Here is a 20,030-nt window from a genome sequence, read left to right as displayed (position 1 = left end):
GTAATTAAATATCTCCTTTCAGACTTTTATTTCTAAATGCAATACGAAATATTAAGATCTATTTTTAAATAGCTTCTTAGTAATACTTTTTTCATTGTTCTATTTGAATTGATTAATAATGTTTGAATTCTATGAAGAATTTCATCCTAAACATCATGTAGTTACTTAAAGAAGCATTTTGTGTTTCATTCTACAAGCTTTTGTAACGCTATTGAAATTCAAAAAGTTACATCAAAATATTATTTTAACTTACTTTAGTAGTCGTGAATTTTAGACATAAAAAAAAGCCTTCAGAAAAGGCTTCTACAAATAATGGTATTATCATGATGGTTGGGGTCGTAAAAATTAATGAGTTAATGTGCTCCTCATGTAATTAAAAAGGTTAATTTATTTTTTCTCGATTTGGGAAACAATCACTGGAATCACTTCATTAAATGACTTTCCACTTAGTTTAGCCATTGTAGTACACATATCAAAGATATCTTTACCTCTCTGACTTTTCATCAATTCAAGTGCCGAGACATAATCGTAATGCTCATTTTCTTGAGCAAGGTTTAATACAATACGACTAAATTTCATCAATTTTGTCTCTTCAAAACCTCCTTCAAACTCTGGAATTTCTTGCAGAATTGTACTGATCATCAACAGGTCATAATTATCTGGTATAGACTGTTCATATCCTCGCATTGTCTTTTTGTATTCATCATGCAATTCTTTATTGACACGAATAGACGAAGATTGATTTTTTAAACTTCCTTTATTTTTACTGGCCATACTTTTCTATGATTAATGCAACACGAAAATACTAAATTGTAATCACCTACAAAAGATAAAAAGCTGTTCACTCCCTCAAATTTATGATAGTAAAGACAATAATTGCGATTGAAAATACATTTTAAATAAAGGAACGCAGCACTACATTATGAAATGTTGTTGTATATTACTTGGTAAGTGCAAGGGTCAAAATTTATAACGACTATCGTACATTCATTTTGATTGCACCTATCTTATTTTTTAATAGTCTATCTTTTGAGTCGACGTCTCAACTTAAAAAATTTTTAATAGTCTGAAGTGCTATACACGCAGTTATTATTATGGAAAATAAACTAATAATTAATATCCTAGAACTTATTGGTGGTCTTATTGTCTTGATTGGTGGAGGGGAATTTCTTGTAAATGGTGCAACAAACATTGCATTACGTTTAAAAATACCTGCCATCATTGTAGGACTTACCATTGTTGCCTTTGGCACTTCTGCCCCAGAACTTTTTATTAGTTTACATTCTGCCTTATCAGGAAATGCTGACTTGGCTATAGGAAATGTGGTTGGTTCAAATATCTGCAACCTCGGAATGGTGTTAGGAATTACGGCAATCATTTATCCTATTAAAGTTAGTGACACAACACTAAAATTTGATTGGCCCGTAGCAATGGGGGCTTCACTCCTGTTATTCTTACTTACTTTTGACAATGTGATTTCGTCTAGAGAAGGTGCTGTATTTTTTGGATTATTAGTCATCTATCTGTTTGTCCTCTTTAGAAGAACAAAATCAGACATTGAGCTTCAAAAAACGACGAATGAAGAATTTCAATTAGATGAAAGTGAAAAAGGAAAAAGCTCAACTTCACTTTGGGTGAAAGATATTGCGTTTTTAGTCACTGGTATAGTTGCTTTAAAGTTTGGTGCAGAGTGGTTTATTGATGGTGCCAAATCTATTTGTCTGGAGCAATTAGGGTTAAATGAAAGAATTGTAGGGATTTTGGTTTTAGCCATTGGAACTAGTTTACCTGAATTAGTAACCTCATCTGTTGCAGCTTTTAAGAAAGAAACAGACCTCGCATTAGGGAACCTGATGGGATCAAATATCTTTAATGTGCTATCTATTTTAGGTATTACGAGTATGGTCATCCCTATTAATGTCAGTAAAATTATGCATGGTTATGATATGGTTTGGATGCTGGGAATTACACTTCTTACTATTCCTTTAATGATATTAGGAAGGGATTTAAACCGATATGAAGGTATGTTGCTACTCATTACATATTGCTATTACATATACACCATTTTCTAACGAAATAAACAAAAAACTTCTACTCAAAAAGTAGAAGTTTTTTACTTTCTCAATAAATATTCTGTATTCTCTAATAATACTATTGTGTTCTCTCCTATTAACTAATTACAAACTGTATTTCGCTCGCTTTAAATCATTTCTTTTTTTCTGAAACTTGACGGGGAAAAACCATAATGTTGATGGAATACTTTAGAGAAATATCCCACATCATTAAACCCACAATCATAACAAATTTCAGAGATTCTATTGTTGGTTTGAATTAATAGCTCCGATGCTTTTTGAATCCTCTTTTTGTTGATGTACTGCTTAGGACTTTCATCAAAAGTCTGTCTAAACTTCCTTTTAAAAGTAGACAAGCTCAAACCAGTCAGAATTGCAATGTCATCTATTGATAAATCTTCATATAAATGGCTATGGATAATTTTCTTGAATTGCGTTTCTTCTGGTTGAAATAATGAACTCAATAATGCTTTGATATTATTTCCTTCTTTGGCATTGGAAAGCAATAAAACCAACTCTTTGACTTTCAATTTTATTAATTCCTCATTGACCATTGATGGATTATTGAAATAAAATAAAAGGCTATCGATATAAGTTGTGATCATTTCGTCTAATGGAATTTTCTCCACATTGTAACTCACTTTTCTAGGATACTTCAACACTTCAGGCAACCCCTCATCATAGACATATTTTAAAGTATCTGGGTAAAAATGAATCAGAATGGCCTCATAAGATTGTTCTTCTTGTTGCTCAACCCAATGATTAACATAGTTACCGCATTTCATCAAAAAGCTATCTGAAGAAGTGAAAGTGTACTGTTCATTGGTTGCATAAAGCATTGCTTTTCCATGAAGTACATGTATAAAGCAAGCTTCATTGTTCATTGTTGCATCCCTTTTTAATGGAGGTTTAAAACTTGCTTTTTCAAAGACAGGTTTTCCATTTAACCGAAAATGATCATAACTTAAAAAACTCATAGAAAAACCTTATCTCGTTTCGTATTGTTTCTTGATTTCATCAAAATTATCCGCATTGATTTCTTCGCCTGTTGTGACATAGTGCTCCACGGCCAACATATAATTACTCAATTGTTTTCTGAACTTCCCTTTGGCTAGGCCTCCCATAAATGCCGGTTTAGTTCTATAGTTAAATTCAAAAACCAACTTGCTTGTATTGGCATCAAGTGGAACTACTTTATAAATGGCATAAGAGTATTCGGGTACTAATGGGATCCCTTGTGTAGTAGTGATTTGCACCTTAAAAGAGTAATTTTCAGGATCATAATCCACCTGCGTTTCTTTGACGTATTTTGATCCATCTAAGTTGAGGTTGCAAACTCTCTCTGCTCCTTCACAACCTTTGTGCTGGTCATTTGTATAACTAGAACTAACGACAAGAGGGTGTGATTTATGAATATCTCCGAACTCTTCTCCGACTACTTTCCAAACTGCAGCTGCAGGTGCTTTAATGGTTCTTTCTACCGAAATAAATTGTGTTTTCTTTTGAGCAAAAAGACTTGCTGAAAACAGTAAAAAATAGAATGTGAAATAGACCGTATTTTTCATAGTGTAATGTATTTAAAAGCTATAATTGTTTTTGTTGACATTACAAATATGGCAGGTCTATAAATGGTTTATAGCGACAAAAAGTTCAATGATTTGGAAAATCAGACCAATGACTTTTTATAGTCAGAGGGAGAAACCTGATAAGTAGATTTAAAGAGTTTGGAGAAGTAGCCAATATCATTGAAACCACAATCATAAGCAATTTCGGAGATACGTTGATCAGTTGTTTGAAGTAAACTAATGGCTTTTTCTAATCTTTTTGACTTGATATATTGTGTTGGGCTGGTATTGAAAACTGTTTTGAATTTTCTTTTAAAAGTAGATAAACTGAGCCCTGTAAAAAAGGCCAAATCTTGTAAACTTAGGTCTTCATACAGATGAGCATGGATGATCTCCTTAAAATCATAGGCATTGGCTTTAAACAGATCACTAAACATATTCTTGATAACACCGGTATGGTCTGAATTCAGCATTACTTGAATCAATTCTCTTACTTTTAATTTGATTAATTCATCATTCATTAAAGAAGGGTTTTGAAAATAAAACTCCAAGCTTTTCATATAATTTACCAACATTTCATTGGTCTTCAACTTCGCAACAGGACCATGAGGTTTTACATCAGAAGATTTAAAAACTTCTGGAATATTATTGTCATAAATATGCTTCAATACATCTGGATAAAAATGCATCACCATCACCTGACTTTTATCCTCATCTTCATTTTTCTTCCAAACGTTAACAAAGTTGTCACATTTCATCAGAAAGCAATCTGATGTTTCTAAAGAAAGCGTATCGTTGGGTACATATAAATTGGATTGTCCTTTAATGATAAATACAAAACGTGCTTCATCTACAAAAGACGAATTAGCCTTAAAAGGAGGTTCAAAAACTGCTTTTCCAAAAATAGGTTTATCTAGAAGTTCAAAATGAGTAAGATCAAAAGATGACATAAAATAAGAAAGGTGTTTAACTTCTGAGCGAAGTAGATTTTCATTTAAAAAATTGCGAATCTATCCTCAAAATAGTGAATGATCAACAACCTAATTAATTAATTTTTATGAAAATGAACAAATAAACCGAAATTGCTCTTTAGTTAATGCTAAAAAAATATGTAATGACAAGAAGATCTTTATCTTTGTAGGGTGGAAATCTGATATAAGGTTTCTAATTTTTTTTAGAAATAAGACTAATCACATGAGACGCTTAGGCGAATATATTCTCTTTTTGAAAAAGATGTTCTCCAACAGGGAGCCTCTTACCACTTACGTTCGTTTATTTTTTCAGGAGTGTATCAACATCGGTATCAATTCCCTCTTTTTAGTAGGCTTCGTCTCTCTTTTTGTGGGAGCCGTAATTGCATTACAAATGGCTTACAATATTGTTAGTCCATTATTACCAAAGTACATTATTGGCTTAGCCACAAGAGAAATGATGATTTTGGAAATGGCACCCACATTATCAGCTATTGTATTTGCTGGTAAGGTAGGTTCGCAGATTGCCGGTGGAATTGGTACTATGCGTATCACTGAGCAGATAGATGCTTTAGAAGTGATGGGTATTAATTCAGCTTCTTACTTGGTTCTCCCTAAAATTATTGCAGGCATGGCTATGCTTCCTTTGTTAGCAATTTTGTCAGCGGCATTGGGTATTTGGGGTGGATATCTCGCTACAATTTTTGGCAACTTATCTCCTACGGAAGATTATATATATGGTATTCAAAATACATTTGTTTCTTTTGAGGTACCTTTTGCCATTATCAAAGCATTTGTTTTCGGTTTTATCGTCACTTCTATTTCTGCTTTCAAAGGCTACAATGTGAAAGGTGGAGCTTTGGAAGTAGGTAAGGCAAGTACTGATGCAGTAACAGCTTCATGTATTGCTATACTTGCAGCAGACTTTATTCTAGCAGACACTTTACTTTCGTAGACAATGATTGAGATTAAAAATGTAGGGAAATCTTTCCAAGGAAAAGAAGTACTAATGGGTATTAGTGCCACTTTTGAGAAAGGCAAAACAAATATGATCATCGGTGCCAGTGGTACAGGTAAGAGTGTTTTGCTGAAAACAATTGTAGGTCTCTTCTCTCCTGACAAAGGTTCGGTGTTATATGACGGAAGAGATTTCCATGCTTCGACAATTAGAGAACAAAAGATTATTCGTGGAGAAATCGGTATGCTTTTCCAAGGTAGTGCATTGTTTGACTCACTTACCGTAGCAGAAAATGTTCGTTTCCCTTTAAATATTCACTCTGATATGTCAGAAAGTGAAAAGGACGATAAGGTCAATTTTTATTTGAAACGAGTAGGTTTGGAAAATGCCGCACACAAAATGCCTTCTGAGATCAGTGGTGGTATGCAAAAAAGGGTGGGTATTGCCAGAGCCATTGTGATGAACTCTCAATATCTATTCTGTGATGAACCTAACTCTGGTCTTGATCCTCAAACAGCGTGGATGATTGATCAGTTAATTCATGAAATTACGCAAGAATATAATCTTACAACAGTTATCGTATCACATGATATGAACTCTGTAATGGAAATTGGAGAGTACATCATGTTTATGTATAAAGGTCTTAAAATTTGGGAAGGTACTAAAGATGAAATTTTAGATGCTGAACCTAAAGAATTAAAGGATTTCTTATTCTCAAATAAATTAGTGAGGACATTTAAAGGAATTTAGTGAGGAAAGAATGCTGAGGGGAGTAAATCTCTTTCAATTTATCTTTTCCCAAAAAATATACAACGAGCATCAAGATTGATTTTTCTTGATGCTCGTTTTTTTTAAGGGAAGTACTAAATATCTTTGAGTACTTATTTTTTGCGTGAACACGTAGCAAAGGCTGCAGGAGATCACATCTTAATCGCTTTTTTACTCTCCGTTTCCACTCCGAAAGACTCTAAAAGTAAGTCATTCATCGCATCACTGTTTATAATAGTATTAATTTTACCTTCCACATCTATCGGATGAATTTCTTCACCGTACCATTTCACTTGTATTTTGGCTTTTTTTCCATCTAAATACTTCTTCCCTTCTTCCATATCTCTACGTTTTTGGGGTTTCAATAATTGATAAGGAAAACCATAGGTATATTCTTCATATACATAGGTTTGTTTTTCTGAAATAGAAGCTTCTAAGGCTTGTTTAAATCGACCTGGCGTAGCAGAATCTCTCGTATCTCTTGACATTCTTACTGCTATTTGTACACTATCCACACCTTTGATAGGGACATTGTGAATCGTAATACGTTCATATTTTTCAGTACTTTTATTAGTGGTATAAGAAGACATAAACAAAGAAATACTGAATACTAAAGTCAGCAATTTTGCTCCGATAATCAAGGATTTACTATTTCTATGATTGCTTTCTAAAACCACCTGATCTACTTGAAAACCATTTCTATCTACTTTATGAACTGCCAACTTTTTATCAGGTATTGAATAAGGCAACAACAAGGATAGTACTACCATAAATAGTATTGTGAAATAGAAAGGTTCTTTGTAGCCAATGGTCTGATTAAATGTCACTTCCAAGGTTCCATTTAACAATAAAGCGAAGCCTACAATCAAAAAAGTATACACCACTGACAATATAAAAGGGCGATACTTAAATGGGATATTAGAAACAGTTTTATGGACTAAATTTGATTTACCTTTATCTTCTCTGTTATATGTAGAGTTAGTCGTGACTTTAAACATAATTCAATCTTTCTTTCGGGTTTATCTAATTTAATATCAAACAAATATACGTATAGACCTCCCAAAGGATTATGAATTATCGTTAATTGTATTTAATGACCTTTCTCAAGTAATCAATTCAAAATCGCCACTTTCGCCCTTTGAAGCTCTTCTGACCGCTTGATCTGCTCTACGGACTGGCTCAAAGATTCTGTACTCTCCATGGTACTTTTTAATAATATGAATCGTGTTTTCGATACTAATTAAGTGACCTGGACTGATAAAAATGGGCTTCACACCTGTATTACTTCTCAGTGCAACACCTACCACTTCATCTTCCAAAAGCATCGGGGAGATACTTCCTTTTTGTTTTCCGAGCTCTCTTTCATATTTGACTAGTGGCTTTTTTGCACACCCAATTGTAGGAATGTTCAACTTTAAACCAAGCCAACTTGCAATTCCAAATCTTCTTGGATGAGCAATTCCATGGCCATCCACAATGACTAATGCAGGTTTTAATTTTAGTTCTAAAGCTAGTTGCTCTAAGCATTCTACCAAAAGAGGCCCCTCATAATAAGCAAAATACCCTGAAGTATAAGGAGTGGTTGGCAGCGGATGAATGGTCACAAAAGTGTTGACCCACTCCCCTGTTTTCCCTCTCATGATATCACAAGAAACAAATGCACAATCATCCGTATAGGCTACGTCCATTGTACACACTGCATCTTCCAGTCCTAGTTGTAATCGGGGAGTATCATCAGGGTAAATGATGACTTTTTTTGCTAACTCCTCTTGCTCTTTATCTTTTATTTTATCCATAAATGGAATCAAAAAAGACGTTACAATACCATTGTAACGTCTCATTTATTATCTATATACTCGTTTTTTATTCAAAGCATTTTGATAGATTCTCGCATATCTATTGTGCTCTGTCAATGTCTTAGAGAAGTGATGGTAACCTGAAAAATCAGCATCTGCTACCATATACATGTATTTGTGCTTCTCTGCATTCAACACCGCATTAATGGCTGTAGTTGATGGTATTCTGATGGGTCCTGGAGGCAAACCAGAATACTTATATGTATTATAAGGAGAATCTACTTCCAAGTGCTTGTTCAACACTCTTTTTACGTCAGTAAATTCTTTGACCATTCCCACTTCTACTGCGGCATATACTACAGTAGGATCAGATTGTAAAGCCCAATTTCTATTTAAACGGTTTACATACAGACCCGCTACTTTGGGCATCTCATCAGATTTAATGGTCTCCGATTCCACAATTGAAGCTAAAGTAGACACTTGATAAGGTGTCAATCCAATCGCTTCCGCTTTTGATTTGCGGTCTGTATTCCAGAAACGATCGTATTCTTTTTTCAACCTTCTCATTAATTGTTTTGGAGAAATTGTCCAATACACTTCATAAGTATTAGGTAAAAAAAGTGCTTTAACTGTCAATGAATCAAGTCCCAACTCTTTCAACAATTCTGCATCTGTTGCCGCTTCATAGAATTGCTCCGATGTCATTTCTAAACGTGGAGTAATTCTATCTGCCACATCTTGAATTGTTCTAGCGTTGTTGAAAGTGATTTTGATAGGTGTCTGAGCTCCTGATCTTAAGAAACGTACGGCCTCCAAGTTGGTCATATCAGGTTGTAATACATACAAACCGGGCTTTACGTTCTCATTATATTTTAATGCTTTACTTACAAAACGGAAAGGCACTAACTCTGAAAGAATATCGTACTTCATTAAAGTATCCGATACGTTTTCAATCGTTGCACCGTGAGGAACTCTGATTACTGAAGGTTCCTTGTCAACTTGTATGTTAGGCGTATAAAAAACTTGATAGATATAAACTAATATCGATATTGTAAAGACTGAAAATCCTACAAATAAAAAAATACGTAAGTTACTTTTTACCATTGTTATTTAGTTTTGGCACTTCAAAGATTTAGGTGTTCTTAGAGTGACTTTTTAATTCTGGATGGTAAATTAAAGTACTCATCCTTTCTTCTGCAAACATTTCATTGGCAACTTCAAGTAAATCTTCGGCGCTGATCGCTTTGATTTGCTGGAAGACCTCCTCTATTGTTTCAAACTTCTCTTTGTCTAGCAGTGCTTTACCCATCCCTAACATTATAGACAAGTTGCTTTCACCTGACATGGCAATTTGACCCATTATTTGTTGCTTCACGCTTCGAAGTTGTTGTACCCCAAGCTTCTTCTCTCTCAGCTTTGATAACTCTCCGTGTACCAACTTCAAGCATTTATTCAAGCTTTTATCTTCTGTAGCAAAATATATACTGAACTGTCCGCTATCTAAATAAGAAGTTGACCCTGCCGAAATATCATATACATAACCGTACTTCTCTCTGATCCCCAAGTTCAATCTTGAATTCATAGCTGGGCCTCCTAATAGATTGGTCAGCAAGAAAAAAGTCAAACGTTTAGGGTGGTGCATCTCAAAAGCATCTGAACCAATCATTACATGTGCTGAATTGATGGGTTTATATCTTTCGATAAATTGTGGCTTATACCCTGTAAAAATTTCTCTTTTACGGTCTTTCTTTGCCTCTTTAACACCTCCAAAGTACTTCTCCACCAATTTCACCACCTTTTCAAAAGACAAATTTGAAATAGATGAAATGACTACTTGATGTGTATCAACGTTCTGCTCTAAGAAATCAAAAAAATCCTTCTGCTGAAAGCTATTCACACTTTCTACCGTACCTAAAATATTTCTTCCTAGCGGGTGATTCGGGAAAATAATTTCATCAAACTCATCGCCAATTGCATCCGTAGGATCATCTTTATACATAGACATCTCCTCCAGAATTACCGAACGTTCTTTCTCTATTTCTTTTTCTGGGAAATTGGAATTGAAAGTTAGATCTGAAAGAACATCAACCGATTTTTCAAAATGTTCTACTAATGTGGAAGTATAAAAAGTGATTTTTTCCTTGGATGTATAAGCGTTTAACTCCCCTCCTACAGAATCAATGCTATTAAGGATATGGTACGTTTTTCTTTTGTTCGTCCCCTTAAAAGCCATATGTTCCCAGAAGTGAGCAATGCCCTGCTGTTCTAGCGTTTCGTCCCTGCTACCTACATTCAAAACAACACCGCAGTGTGCTAGTTTAGTTGTTTTTACTTGCCTGTGTATTAGTCGAATTCCGTTATCTAAACGGTGAATCTGATAATTTTTATCCATTGACTATTTATTTCCCACAAAATTGACCTCATTTTCTCACAAAAATGAGCCTGCAAATTTACTGATTATCATCCACTCTTTTATCTAATGCTCTCAAAAAAAAAGGCCCTTAGATAGATTTATTAATAAAAAGAGATAAAATGATGAATTTCAAGCAAGGACGAGTATTAATTTAATAAATGATGAAAGTATAATTTCGTTCAACTTGTTACTCTAAAATGACCAAATAAGTAGGAAGTAATGAATGAAATATACCAAAAAACCTTAAAATAAAAAATTGCGGTTATCCGGTATATTTAAATTTTAAAAAATTGATTTTCAATGATTTACTATTAATATACAGTTATTTTTTATTCTTATCTCTTAACTCAGAAGGAGCGTAACCATAGTATTTTTTAAAGACTTTACTCATATGAGCGATATGACTAAAGTTTAAATCGAAAGAAATTTCAGTAAGTGTTTTATCAGTATAAGTGATTTGTCTGAAAACCTCCTCTACCTTCTGCTGATTGTAGAACTGTAAAATAGGTTGATCAAATATAGACTTAAAAATACGGTTCAATTTAGAAACACTCATACCATACTCTTCACTTAGCTCTGTAAGATTAGGTTGTTCTGAAAAATCAGATAGATAGGTATCCTTTAATTGCATCATCGCTTTTAGGTCCTCGGGATGTATGTTTGTCTTCACCTTAGAAGATAAAGCTTCCATCTTTTCCACAATCACCCCCATGATATCTGCAGATTTACTAAAGAAGGCAATGTGTCTTCGTTTGTCTCTATCTACATTAGCAATAATGGTTTTGACATAATTCTCAATTTCAACATCGAGAGAAAAATACTGAAACCAAGGGGATTTATCATCAAAAAGGGTTTTCAGTTTAAAATCAGGATTTGCGGAATTAAAACTATTGAAAAGTTCTAATGAAAATCGAATAGTAACCCATTCGCATGTTTCACCATAAGGAAATTCTATCTCAAAATGTTGATTAGAGTTATAGATAAATACTCCTAGGTTATTGAAGTTCTTAGATTCATTTTTACTAAAAAAAGAACCTGTAAAACCTATCCTAACAATAATATAATGTTTATCGTCACTTGGAATGTACTTTGCCACAATAGGCTTCTTTGCATGCATTTTGAAAATATCTACATACATATCATTCAAAAAGCATATTGAGGATAACTTTAGATCACACCAACTATTATTGACTACTAACTCTTCTCCATTCCATGTCCCTCCATTATCTTTTGCAAATTGTACGTACCCTTGTTGGTGATCTGTTTCACTCGTCTCTATTATGTATTTATCTTCCATATTATTTATATCCAATCCTATATCTAATATACAATTCTATCTTTCTAAATCATATCACAAGCTCTTTTTTTGAATTGACGATAATTGACAACCGCTTAAATAAAACGTACAAATCATTGCCTTGAAAAACCTAGACATTTGTAATGTAATCAATCGGGAAACACGCTTAAAACATTACTCCTGAAGACATTACTAAATTATTTTATCATTGTTAAAAGAAATAGAAAATGAAAAATTTAAAAAACTACTTGTCAATCATTTTAGGGTTTATCTTTTCAGTAAATGCTCTTGCTCAAAATGAAATTAATATTGAAGATAACCTTTCAAACTTAAACTTAAAGAAAGAATATAAGGGCGGTAAACTTTATGAAGCTAATGGATTTTTGATTCCTGTTATTGAAGGTTCAAATGAAGAAATGGGCGAACAATATGGTGCATTGATGAAAGAGGAAATGCAAAAAGCCTATGATTTCTTAATCAAACCAGAATTAAAAGAAGGAAAATTGGATCAAGAAACGATTCAGTTTTGGGTAAACAGAGCTTACGGTACAGGATCATTAAGAACGAAACAATTCTATAATGGTGTTGCAAAAGGAGCCGGTTGGTCATTGAATGATGTTGTTTTCCTAGATCAAGTGATGGAATATGGTATCTACTATGGTAAACTTCACTCTTTTGCAGGTTGTACATCAATCGCATCTTGGGGTGAGCAATCAAAAGACGGTGAAATGTACATCGGTCGTAACATGGACTGGAGTGAAGCGTTCTTAAACTTCCCAACAGTTTTAACAGTAAGAAAACCAAATGACGGTTCTTTTAAAATGGCGACTACAGGATGGCCTGGTATGTTCTGTGCATTCACTGCCATGAACGAAGAAGGGGTTTACATTGACTTACACGACGGTACTAGTATGGGCGGTTCTTTGGTATTCTTAGAAAGACCTTCATTGATCAACACTTTGACTGACTTCATGAGTGAGTCTCCAAACTTAGACGCTTTAAAAGCAAGATTCAACGGCATGAACAACAGTACTTCTACCATCTTCACAATTGCGGATAGCAAAAGTGCTGCATCAATGGAATGTTCTTCATTGAACGGTAACAGAGTTCGTTTGCCAAAAGGTGATGCGATCACAGTTGTGAACTCATTCTTAGTAGATGATTGGGGATTAGGAAAAAGAGAAACAGTAAGTAACTCTTTAAGAAGATACTCTAACATGGAAGAGCGCTTAGCTGAAAATAAAGGTAAAGTTGATGCTCAATTAACAAAAGATTTAATGGACATCAGAATCTTCAACGAAGATGGTTCTTTCAAAGAAAACGGTGGTTGTACTAAACCAGCTTTACAAGACGCTGACTTAACAGTTTACCAAACAGTTTTCGATATTCACAATCAAAAAGTATACATGAAAGTTCCAGTTCCAGAATACTACGCTGATTGGACTGAAATCAACTTGAATGAGTTGTGGAAATAAGTCTTTGAGAGGAAAGAATTAAAAAGGAAGAGGGATGGGCAAATTTTGTTCATCCCTCTTTTCTATTTCATTTATAATGAAGAATATAAGTTGACGATATTACATAACTAGATGATCAAATCATATAACTACTTCTCTATTAAAAACAAGATATTTGTAAGGTAATCAAAAGGGAAATGATGATACCTTTCTTTTGATTACAAAACAGATTGCTATTCATTCACTTTCTTTCATTTATTGTTTGAATACAATCTGAAGATGATTTAAAAAATAATAGTTTTTGATTTATTACATAAAGCGGATTCCAGTTTGGGATCCGTTTTTTTATTGTACAGATAAAAAAACTCCATTTTAAAATGAAATTCTAAACTGACGATAATTGACAACCGCTTAAAGAATTCGTACAAATATTTGCCTCAAAATACCGCGACATTTGTAATGTAATCAATCGGGAATAACAATTAAATCTCTTCACCTGAGGACATTACATTAATTATTTTATCATTGTAAAATTCAAAGAAAATGAAATTAGTAAAAGAATTCAAAGCGGGTAAACTTTATACAGAAAATAACTTTTTAGTTCCAGTGTTAGAAGGTTCTAACCTTGAAATGGGGGAACAATATGGTGCGCTTATGTTGGACTCTATGCAGCAAACATTTGACTTAGTGGTTAAACATGAAATAGAAAGTGGAAGTTTAGACCAAGAAGCGATTGACCTTTGGGTGAATAGAGCTTACGGTACGGGATCTATTAGAACAAAAGAATTTTATCAAGGTGTTGCATTAGGAACAGGATGGACATTGGAAAATGTGGTATTGCTGGACCAAATCATGGAATACGGTATTTATAAAGAGAAATTACACTCATTTGCAGGTTGTACTTCTATCGCTTCATTTGGTGATCAATCAAAAGATGGCGGAATGTACATCGGTCGTAACTTAGACTGGAGCCCAGCTTTCAATAAATTCCCTACGGTATTTACAGTAAGAAAACCCAATGATGGTTCTTACAAAATTGCTACTGCTGGATGGCCTGGTATGTACTGTGCATTTACTGCGATGAACGAGCACGGTGTTTACCTTGATGTTCATGATGGTACAAGTATGGGAGGTTCTATTGTATTCTTAGAAAGACCTTCATTATTGAATACTTTAACGGACCTATTGAGTGAAACTGCAGATCTTAGATCGATCAAAAGTAGATTCAATGGTATGTTGAATAGCCTTTCAATCATCTTCACTTTAGCGGATAAAAATGAGGCAGTATCTGTAGAGGGTTCTTCATTAGGAGGTAATAGAATTCGTAAAGCTACGGATGACGCTTTAGTGGTTGCCAACTCATTCTTCAATGAGGATTGGGGATTAGGTAAAAGAGAAACAGTAAGTAATTCATTAAGACGTTTCTCCAACATGACAGAGCGTTTAGCGGAAAACCGTGGCGAGGTAGATGCACAATTGACTCGTGATTTAATGGATCTTAGAATCTTCAATGAAGACGGTTCTTTCAAAGAAAATGGTGGTTGTACTAAACCGGCATTACAAGATGCTGACCTTACCAACTATCAAACTGTATTTGATATCAATGATCAAAAAGTATGGATCAAAATTCCAGTGCCAGAATACTTCGCGGACTGGACTGAGATCAACTTAAAAGAGTTATGGAAATAATAACAATGAGATAATAATTAAATGGGAAGAGGGAAACTTCTTCCCTATTTCTTTTATAAAGAAAAATAGAAGTTGACGATAATCGATAAACGCTTGCCTTATTCTTACAAAGCCTTGAGAAAGATAAAATGGATATTTGTAAAGCATTAGAATCTATGTAATCAAAAGGGAATTGAGGAAAACTTTTGAAAACTTGAATTTCACACTCCACTAAATCTATTCAAAATGAAAAAGCTTATTCTATTCTACATCACTTTATTACTGTCTAGTCTTACAGTTTTTGCAACGGATAATGATCCTAATCAAAACAAAGAAGATAGTTTAATACAGAAGAAATCAGAATTACATAAAAACTTAAGTTTTACTTTAGATAGTCGTTTGGATTTCAGACATATTGGTTATAAAAATCAATCCAATGATTATGCGAATGATCAACGTTTTCAATTTTCTGATTTTAGAATCGGTTTAGAAGGAAACTTCAATAACAGTTTAGGTTTTGAATTTTTATACTCTCCTTATGATTCAAGAATTGCAGTCAATAAAATCTCCGGAAACATATTGAAGGCAAATGTAACCTACCGAACACAAGATAATCGTTGGTTTTTTCAGGCGGGTAGAAACTTTGTAAAAGTAGGTACAATTGAACAAACCTATAATCCTAATGATGTTTATACCTATTCGATTATTGGGAACAAATTAGATATATTCAAAACAGGTATTACAACTCAATATACAACTTTGAGTGGGCAACAATTCGGTTTACAAATTGTCAATGCAAACGAGGACTCATTAGGAAATCAACTCAATTTGCAATACAATTTTTATTGGTATGGATTCATTGTGAAGGATAAGATCAAAACGTATGTTAGTTATACTTACATCAATGATCAATCTGGTTTATCTTCTAGTACACCTTATGCTATTAACATTGGTATTCAATGGAAATATAGACAATGGATTATTGATACGGATTATGCCTACACTTTAAATATGCCGAATTTTCAAGACAACGCTTATTATAAATCCGTCCCCATAAAAGTGATGTATAACGGCTCAAAATTCAAACCTTATATCAAATATATCTATGACCAAATCAGTGTGTTAGAAAATACAATAGGTGATGAAGTCATTGATCCGAAGACTACCAAAGCACATACTTTTGAATTAGCATTACAGTATTACCCTATTCCTGATAAAAACCTCAGACTGCATTTAGTAAGTAGTTATTCATCAGACGGTAATTTCAATAATAGTAGTCCTACGCATGGAGATGAGCGTTATTTTAATAAAATGACGATTATGGCTGGTGTAAGAGTTGGGTTTGATATTTTGAAAGGGTGGTAAAGAAAAAACCTCTATCTGAAAATAAATCAAATAGAGGTCTTTTTATATATTTTAATCTTCTTTCGAAAGATCTTTAATCACGTAGACGTCTTCTCCTTTTTTGTGGAAAAGATATTTTTCTCGTGAAAATTTCTCCAACTCTTGGTTGTTGGTATGCAACTCTCTCATTTTTTCTTGAAGGTCAACAATTTCCTTTTCATAAAATGCTTGCTGACTTTTCAGTTCAAACTCCTTCTCTCTTTGGTTCTTTCTTCTTAAAAAATTGTCGCTATCAAAAAACAACATCCATACTAAGAATAATGTACCAACGAGGACATAAAAATTTTTGAAATAATTAAGCCAGTTCGGATAATTTGTTGAATTAAGTTGCTTATTCTCTCTCATCACTTAAAAATTCTATAAACCTGCTCCTTTCTCAACAAGGTAAGATACTTCAAGAATGTTATTTGTTCTATCAATATCAGCCACCTTACCAGAAGGATCGATTTCTACTTTCTTCAATTTAGCATCTTTTGTTGGAATAGCAATGGTATAAGTCGGGTGTGTCCAAGGCCAATCTTCCAACTGTACCCACTTCCCTTCAATTTCAGACTTTTTGGCTCCACGCATCACACGTAAAGGCATATAATAAGTCGTTTCATCACCATTACTCAACGTTATTTTCACTTCCGTAGGCATTGGCATTTTACCCACTCGCTCTATGGTCACATAAGTTGTATCACCTTCGATGAAAGTGTTTTTCACACCATAATCAATGGTTTTAATGGAATTGACAAAGTATTGCTTATACCATTGTAATTGCAACCCTGATTCTTTTTCCATTACACGCATGAAGTCATTCACATTAGGGTGTTTGAATTTCCATTCCTCATAATATCTTTTGAATGCTTTATCAAATGTTTCCTGCCCCATAATGTAGCTTAATTGATGAAGGAAAACAGCACCTTTAGAATAAGAGGCGATAGAGTAAGCTGCATTTTTTTCGAAATGATCCGCATGCGTACTCAATGGTTCTTCGATACCTCTTTTTACTACATAAAAATAAGAATTGTAAGATCCTCCGTGAGCATCTGCTTTTCCGTTGACATGCGCTTCAATTTCGTTACCAATATAAGAATTGAACCCTTCGTCCATCCAAGCATATAAACTCTCGTTCGTTGCAAGAACAAATTGGAACCAGCTATGTAGCATTTCATGAACCGTTACGCCTACTAAACTATTCAAGCTTCTTTTACCTGTAATCAAAGTAAGCATGCCGTATTCCATACCGCCATCACCACCTTGTACTACATTGTAAACTTTATAAGGATATTTCCCTACTCTTTTATTCGTATATAAAATGGCTTGTTCTAAGTAAGCAGGAAGTTTATTCCATACTTCATCAATACCTTGATCTTTTTTCCAGAAGAAATGAAGCTCAGGCCCCTCTTTCATCGGTACAATTTTGTGTTGGAAATCAGGATCTGCAGCAAATGTGAAATCATGTACATTAGGAGCTACAAAGTGCCAAGTTAGTTTACCATCTTTAGGTTGTCCTTTCTTGATACCCTCATAGCCATATCCTACTTCTTTTGCATTTTGGATATAACCTGTAGCAGCCACTACATACTTTTCATCGAGTGTAAGCTTTACATCAAAATCACCCCAAATACCATAAAATTCTCTTCCTACATAAGGATCTGGATGCCATCCCTCATAATCATATTCAGCTAATTTAGGATACCACTGCGCCATAGAATAAGCTACACCTTCTTTGTTATCTCTACCTGTTCTTCTGATTTGAATAGGAACTTGTGCATCAAACTCCATTGCAAATACAGTTTTTGTATTTGGGAGAATCGGTTTATTCAGTTCTACTTCCAAAATAGTACCCACTGTTTTATACTTCAGCGACTTACCATTTTGTTTCAATGACAATACCTTTTGATATCCGATTTCGTTCGGCTGTAATTTAGAAATTCTATCTTTTACTCTTCCGTCAGGATCTTCAATTGTTCTTGAACGTACATCCATCATACTTCCCGGTTGGAAAGCATTGAGGTATAAATGATAGTATACATTGTGAAGTGTATCTGGAGAATTGTTGTAATACACCAATCGTTGTGTCCCTCCGAACTTGTGTGTTTTCACATCAAGCTCAACCTCCATCTCGTAATCTGCTTTTTGTTGCCACCTATCAGATTGTGCAAATGTACCCAAAGCAAAAAGGCACATCGACAACATTAGAAAATACGTTTTCATTAAAAAGATCCTCACTGTTTGTTCTATACTGTGTCTACTATGATCTCGCAAATTACAAAAGAATTAGATTGAAAGTCGACTTTCATCTTAAAAAATAAGAGCACTAAATCTGAAGAAAAGTTAATTCAACTGTTGTACATCACTCAGAACTTCCTCAGAGGCAGGAATTAAAGGATATGTCGTCCAAAAAGGATCATCAAAAGCATCACTTAGTTCCACCAAAGAATCTTCTTTTTTCAGCCTGTTTTCCTCTTCAATTTCCTGTATATCTTCAGTGGTTACGTCTGTAATAAAGAAATCCGCCTTAATGCCAATATCCGTTGCAATATCAATCTCCTCTCTAGGATATCTTACTTTTAAGAAAAATGAAAAATCACCGTTTTTATATTTAGGATACCACTTATTATCTACAAACTGATACGATTCACTTCCTCTGATATGATTAATATGAAAATTGAATGATAACCCTCCAAAAATCTTCAACGCACCAATCAACAACCCCTTTCCTATACCTCTAAGGGGAATGATGTATTTCAAATAAGGTTTAGGAACATTATAATCCACATGACAAAAAGCCTTTGTATCTTCATCCAAAATGATTCTTCCTTCAAACATACCAAGATCCATTTTCCATCTTGGTTTATAGTCAATGACCATGGCAGAACGCCCTTGATAAGTGGTCATCTCCACAAATTCAAATGTGTAATAATCCATCGTTTTCTCGTTGAGGAACATTACAAACCTTGAGGTCATCTCTTCATCATCTCCAAACAAATTGCCATTATCCTTTACCAAATCAGACTCTAACATTTCATGTGCCATCCCTGTCATATCCATGTCCATATCCATGGAATCATCATCAAACTGAAAGCTTTCCCAAGCAGTGGAATCCGTCAAACTCCTTGCCTTTACCAATTGCAGTTGGTTTTTCTTGTCTTCTTCTTGAATTCCTTGAAGATAAATATCCATAGCCGCTTCTATATAATTCGCCGTACTTTCATTAAGTGACGTTCTATTTCTGTAAAACCCATGTACTTTAGCAGGGTTCAAAGCATAGTTTTCTGGAATTTTACGAAGAGCCTCCTTCAATATTTCCCTCATATCTTTGGGGGTTATGACTACTTCATCCAGTTCTGTGACAAAAGACTTCAATGTCACTTTATTCTTCTTTTTAGTAGACAGATCTGAAATATTTACTCTAACCATTTCAAAACCCGTGGCAGAAATTTGTAACTGCTGATCTGCATACTTTTCTGAAATGTTGATAGAAAAAGCCCCTTCCAGATTGGAGAATGTCCCTTTTGAGGTATTAGAAATCAAAATATGAGCATATGGAATAGAGTTTCCATCATTATCCATCACAACGCCTTTGATTTCTTTTGTAGATTGAGCGTACATCATTTCTGTTATACAGATTAATAACAGAAGTGTACTTGTGAGTAACTTTGAATTCATAGTTTTT

The 20,030-nt window shown here is 34.1% G+C and carries 18 protein-coding genes; 6 read left to right on the top strand and 12 right to left on the bottom strand.

Annotation, left to right across the window (positions count from 1 at the left end; translation table 11 throughout):
* Positions 1–387: 387 nt before the first annotated feature.
* The gene (locus tag IC221_RS11080; protein ID WP_188169032.1) at positions 388–774 is read right to left on the bottom strand and encodes a hypothetical protein; all 387 of its coding nucleotides are present in this window, start codon (positions 772–774) and stop codon (positions 388–390) included.
* Positions 775–1,094: 320 nt separating this feature from the next.
* On the opposite strand from IC221_RS11080, the gene IC221_RS11075 reads away from it, so the two are divergent.
* Positions 1,095–2,072, top strand: coding sequence for a calcium/sodium antiporter (locus tag IC221_RS11075; protein ID WP_188169031.1), 978 nt, complete (start codon positions 1,095–1,097; stop codon positions 2,070–2,072).
* A gap of 128 nt (positions 2,073–2,200) precedes the next feature.
* Here the strand turns inward: IC221_RS11075 and IC221_RS11070 are convergent, their stop codons facing one another.
* From IC221_RS11070 to IC221_RS11060, 3 genes are all read right to left on the bottom strand, one after another.
* Positions 2,201–3,049 (bottom strand): AraC family transcriptional regulator, encoded by an 849-nt coding sequence (locus IC221_RS11070; protein WP_188169030.1) that lies wholly within the window; start codon positions 3,047–3,049, stop codon positions 2,201–2,203.
* 9 nt (positions 3,050–3,058) lie between these two features.
* A complete protein-coding gene (locus IC221_RS11065; RefSeq protein WP_188169029.1) occupies positions 3,059–3,637 on the bottom strand; it encodes an SRPBCC family protein in 579 nt (192 codons plus the stop codon).
* Between the two features lie 101 nt (positions 3,638–3,738).
* Complete coding sequence (locus IC221_RS11060) at positions 3,739–4,587, bottom strand: AraC family transcriptional regulator (RefSeq protein WP_188169028.1); 849 nt, start codon at positions 4,585–4,587, stop codon at positions 3,739–3,741.
* A 244-nt stretch (positions 4,588–4,831) separates the two neighbouring features.
* On the opposite strand from IC221_RS11060, the gene IC221_RS11055 reads away from it, so the two are divergent.
* Complete coding sequence (locus IC221_RS11055; protein WP_044201123.1) at positions 4,832–5,563, top strand: ABC transporter permease; 732 nt, start codon at positions 4,832–4,834, stop codon at positions 5,561–5,563.
* 3 nt (positions 5,564–5,566) lie between these two features.
* Complete coding sequence (locus IC221_RS11050; RefSeq protein ID WP_188169027.1) at positions 5,567–6,316, top strand: ABC transporter ATP-binding protein; 750 nt, start codon at positions 5,567–5,569, stop codon at positions 6,314–6,316.
* A 170-nt stretch (positions 6,317–6,486) separates the two neighbouring features.
* On the opposite strand, the gene IC221_RS11045 is transcribed toward IC221_RS11050, so the two are convergent.
* The 5 genes from IC221_RS11045 to IC221_RS11025 form a co-directional block, all read right to left on the bottom strand.
* Complete coding sequence (locus IC221_RS11045; protein ID WP_188169026.1) at positions 6,487–7,332, bottom strand: hypothetical protein; 846 nt, start codon at positions 7,330–7,332, stop codon at positions 6,487–6,489.
* 105 nt (positions 7,333–7,437) lie between these two features.
* Positions 7,438–8,175: an endonuclease V gene (locus IC221_RS11040; protein ID WP_188169025.1), complete on the bottom strand. Its 738-nt coding sequence runs from the start codon at positions 8,173–8,175 to the stop codon at positions 7,438–7,440.
* A gap of 3 nt (positions 8,176–8,178) precedes the next feature.
* Positions 8,179–9,234 carry an endolytic transglycosylase MltG gene (gene mltG, locus IC221_RS11035; RefSeq protein WP_188169024.1) on the bottom strand — a complete coding sequence of 352 codons (1,056 nt, stop codon included), beginning with the start codon at positions 9,232–9,234 and terminating at the stop codon, positions 8,179–8,181.
* A gap of 28 nt (positions 9,235–9,262) precedes the next feature.
* A complete protein-coding gene (locus tag IC221_RS11030; RefSeq protein ID WP_188169023.1) occupies positions 9,263–10,522 on the bottom strand; it encodes a pitrilysin family protein in 1,260 nt (419 codons plus the stop codon).
* 343 nt (positions 10,523–10,865) lie between these two features.
* On the bottom strand, positions 10,866–11,840 hold the full coding sequence (locus tag IC221_RS11025; protein ID WP_188169022.1) for an AraC family transcriptional regulator: 975 nt from the start codon (positions 11,838–11,840) through the stop codon (positions 10,866–10,868).
* Positions 11,841–12,067: 227 nt separating this feature from the next.
* Between IC221_RS11025 and IC221_RS11020 the strand changes: the two genes are divergently transcribed.
* The 3 genes from IC221_RS11020 to IC221_RS11010 all read left to right on the top strand — a co-directional run bounded on the left by IC221_RS11020 (position 12,068) and on the right by IC221_RS11010 (position 16,327).
* On the top strand, positions 12,068–13,315 hold the full coding sequence (locus IC221_RS11020; protein WP_188169021.1) for a C45 family peptidase: 1,248 nt from the start codon (positions 12,068–12,070) through the stop codon (positions 13,313–13,315).
* Positions 13,316–13,837: 522 nt separating this feature from the next.
* Entirely contained in the window at positions 13,838–14,983 is a 1,146-nt protein-coding gene (locus IC221_RS11015) for a C45 family peptidase (protein WP_188169020.1), read from the top strand.
* Positions 14,984–15,208: 225 nt separating this feature from the next.
* A complete protein-coding gene (locus IC221_RS11010; protein WP_188169019.1) occupies positions 15,209–16,327 on the top strand; it encodes a porin in 1,119 nt (372 codons plus the stop codon).
* A gap of 51 nt (positions 16,328–16,378) precedes the next feature.
* Here the strand turns inward: IC221_RS11010 and IC221_RS11005 are convergent, their stop codons facing one another.
* The 3 genes from IC221_RS11005 to IC221_RS10995 all read right to left on the bottom strand — a co-directional run bounded on the left by IC221_RS11005 (position 16,379) and on the right by IC221_RS10995 (position 20,023).
* Positions 16,379–16,711: a septum formation initiator family protein gene (locus IC221_RS11005; protein WP_188169018.1), complete on the bottom strand. Its 333-nt coding sequence runs from the start codon at positions 16,709–16,711 to the stop codon at positions 16,379–16,381.
* 12 nt (positions 16,712–16,723) lie between these two features.
* A complete protein-coding gene (locus tag IC221_RS11000; RefSeq protein WP_044201104.1) occupies positions 16,724–18,568 on the bottom strand; it encodes a M1 family metallopeptidase in 1,845 nt (614 codons plus the stop codon).
* Positions 18,569–18,688: 120 nt separating this feature from the next.
* A complete protein-coding gene (locus IC221_RS10995; protein ID WP_188169017.1) occupies positions 18,689–20,023 on the bottom strand; it encodes a carboxypeptidase-like regulatory domain-containing protein in 1,335 nt (444 codons plus the stop codon).
* Positions 20,024–20,030: the final 7 nt, after the last annotated feature.

This window comes from Flammeovirga sp. EKP202 (assembly GCF_014534745.1).
GTDB lineage: Bacteria > Bacteroidota > Bacteroidia > Cytophagales > Flammeovirgaceae > Flammeovirga.
The sequence above is the reverse complement of the archived record's forward strand: the minus strand, read 5'-3'. Positions and strand labels throughout refer to the sequence as shown.

Excerpts from the sequence above, each read along its gene's own strand:
- IC221_RS11000 (WP_044201104.1), bottom strand. The coding sequence starts at position 18,568 with ATGAAAACGTATTTTCTAATGTTGTCGATGTGCCTTTTTGCTTTGGGT.
- IC221_RS11005 (WP_188169018.1), bottom strand. The coding sequence starts at position 16,711 with ATGAGAGAGAATAAGCAACTTAATTCAACAAATTATCCGAACTGGCTT.
- mltG (WP_188169024.1), bottom strand. The coding sequence starts at position 9,234 with ATGGTAAAAAGTAACTTACGTATTTTTTTATTTGTAGGATTTTCAGTC.
- IC221_RS11025 (WP_188169022.1), bottom strand. The coding sequence starts at position 11,840 with ATGGAAGATAAATACATAATAGAGACGAGTGAAACAGATCACCAACAA.
- IC221_RS11050 (WP_188169027.1), top strand. The coding sequence starts at position 5,567 with ATGATTGAGATTAAAAATGTAGGGAAATCTTTCCAAGGAAAAGAAGTA.
- IC221_RS11010 (WP_188169019.1), top strand. The coding sequence starts at position 15,209 with ATGAAAAAGCTTATTCTATTCTACATCACTTTATTACTGTCTAGTCTT.
- IC221_RS11080 (WP_188169032.1), bottom strand. The coding sequence starts at position 774 with ATGGCCAGTAAAAATAAAGGAAGTTTAAAAAATCAATCTTCGTCTATT.
- IC221_RS10995 (WP_188169017.1), bottom strand. The coding sequence starts at position 20,023 with ATGAATTCAAAGTTACTCACAAGTACACTTCTGTTATTAATCTGTATA.
- IC221_RS11015 (WP_188169020.1), top strand. The coding sequence starts at position 13,838 with ATGAAATTAGTAAAAGAATTCAAAGCGGGTAAACTTTATACAGAAAAT.
- IC221_RS11040 (WP_188169025.1), bottom strand. The coding sequence starts at position 8,175 with ATGAGACGTTACAATGGTATTGTAACGTCTTTTTTGATTCCATTTATG.
- IC221_RS11065 (WP_188169029.1), bottom strand. The coding sequence starts at position 3,637 with ATGAAAAATACGGTCTATTTCACATTCTATTTTTTACTGTTTTCAGCA.
- IC221_RS11075 (WP_188169031.1), top strand. The coding sequence starts at position 1,095 with ATGGAAAATAAACTAATAATTAATATCCTAGAACTTATTGGTGGTCTT.
- IC221_RS11070 (WP_188169030.1), bottom strand. The coding sequence starts at position 3,049 with ATGAGTTTTTTAAGTTATGATCATTTTCGGTTAAATGGAAAACCTGTC.
- IC221_RS11020 (WP_188169021.1), top strand. The coding sequence starts at position 12,068 with ATGAAAAATTTAAAAAACTACTTGTCAATCATTTTAGGGTTTATCTTT.
- IC221_RS11045 (WP_188169026.1), bottom strand. The coding sequence starts at position 7,332 with ATGTTTAAAGTCACGACTAACTCTACATATAACAGAGAAGATAAAGGT.
- IC221_RS11060 (WP_188169028.1), bottom strand. The coding sequence starts at position 4,587 with ATGTCATCTTTTGATCTTACTCATTTTGAACTTCTAGATAAACCTATT.
- IC221_RS11055 (WP_044201123.1), top strand. The coding sequence starts at position 4,832 with ATGAGACGCTTAGGCGAATATATTCTCTTTTTGAAAAAGATGTTCTCC.
- IC221_RS11030 (WP_188169023.1), bottom strand. The coding sequence starts at position 10,522 with ATGGATAAAAATTATCAGATTCACCGTTTAGATAACGGAATTCGACTA.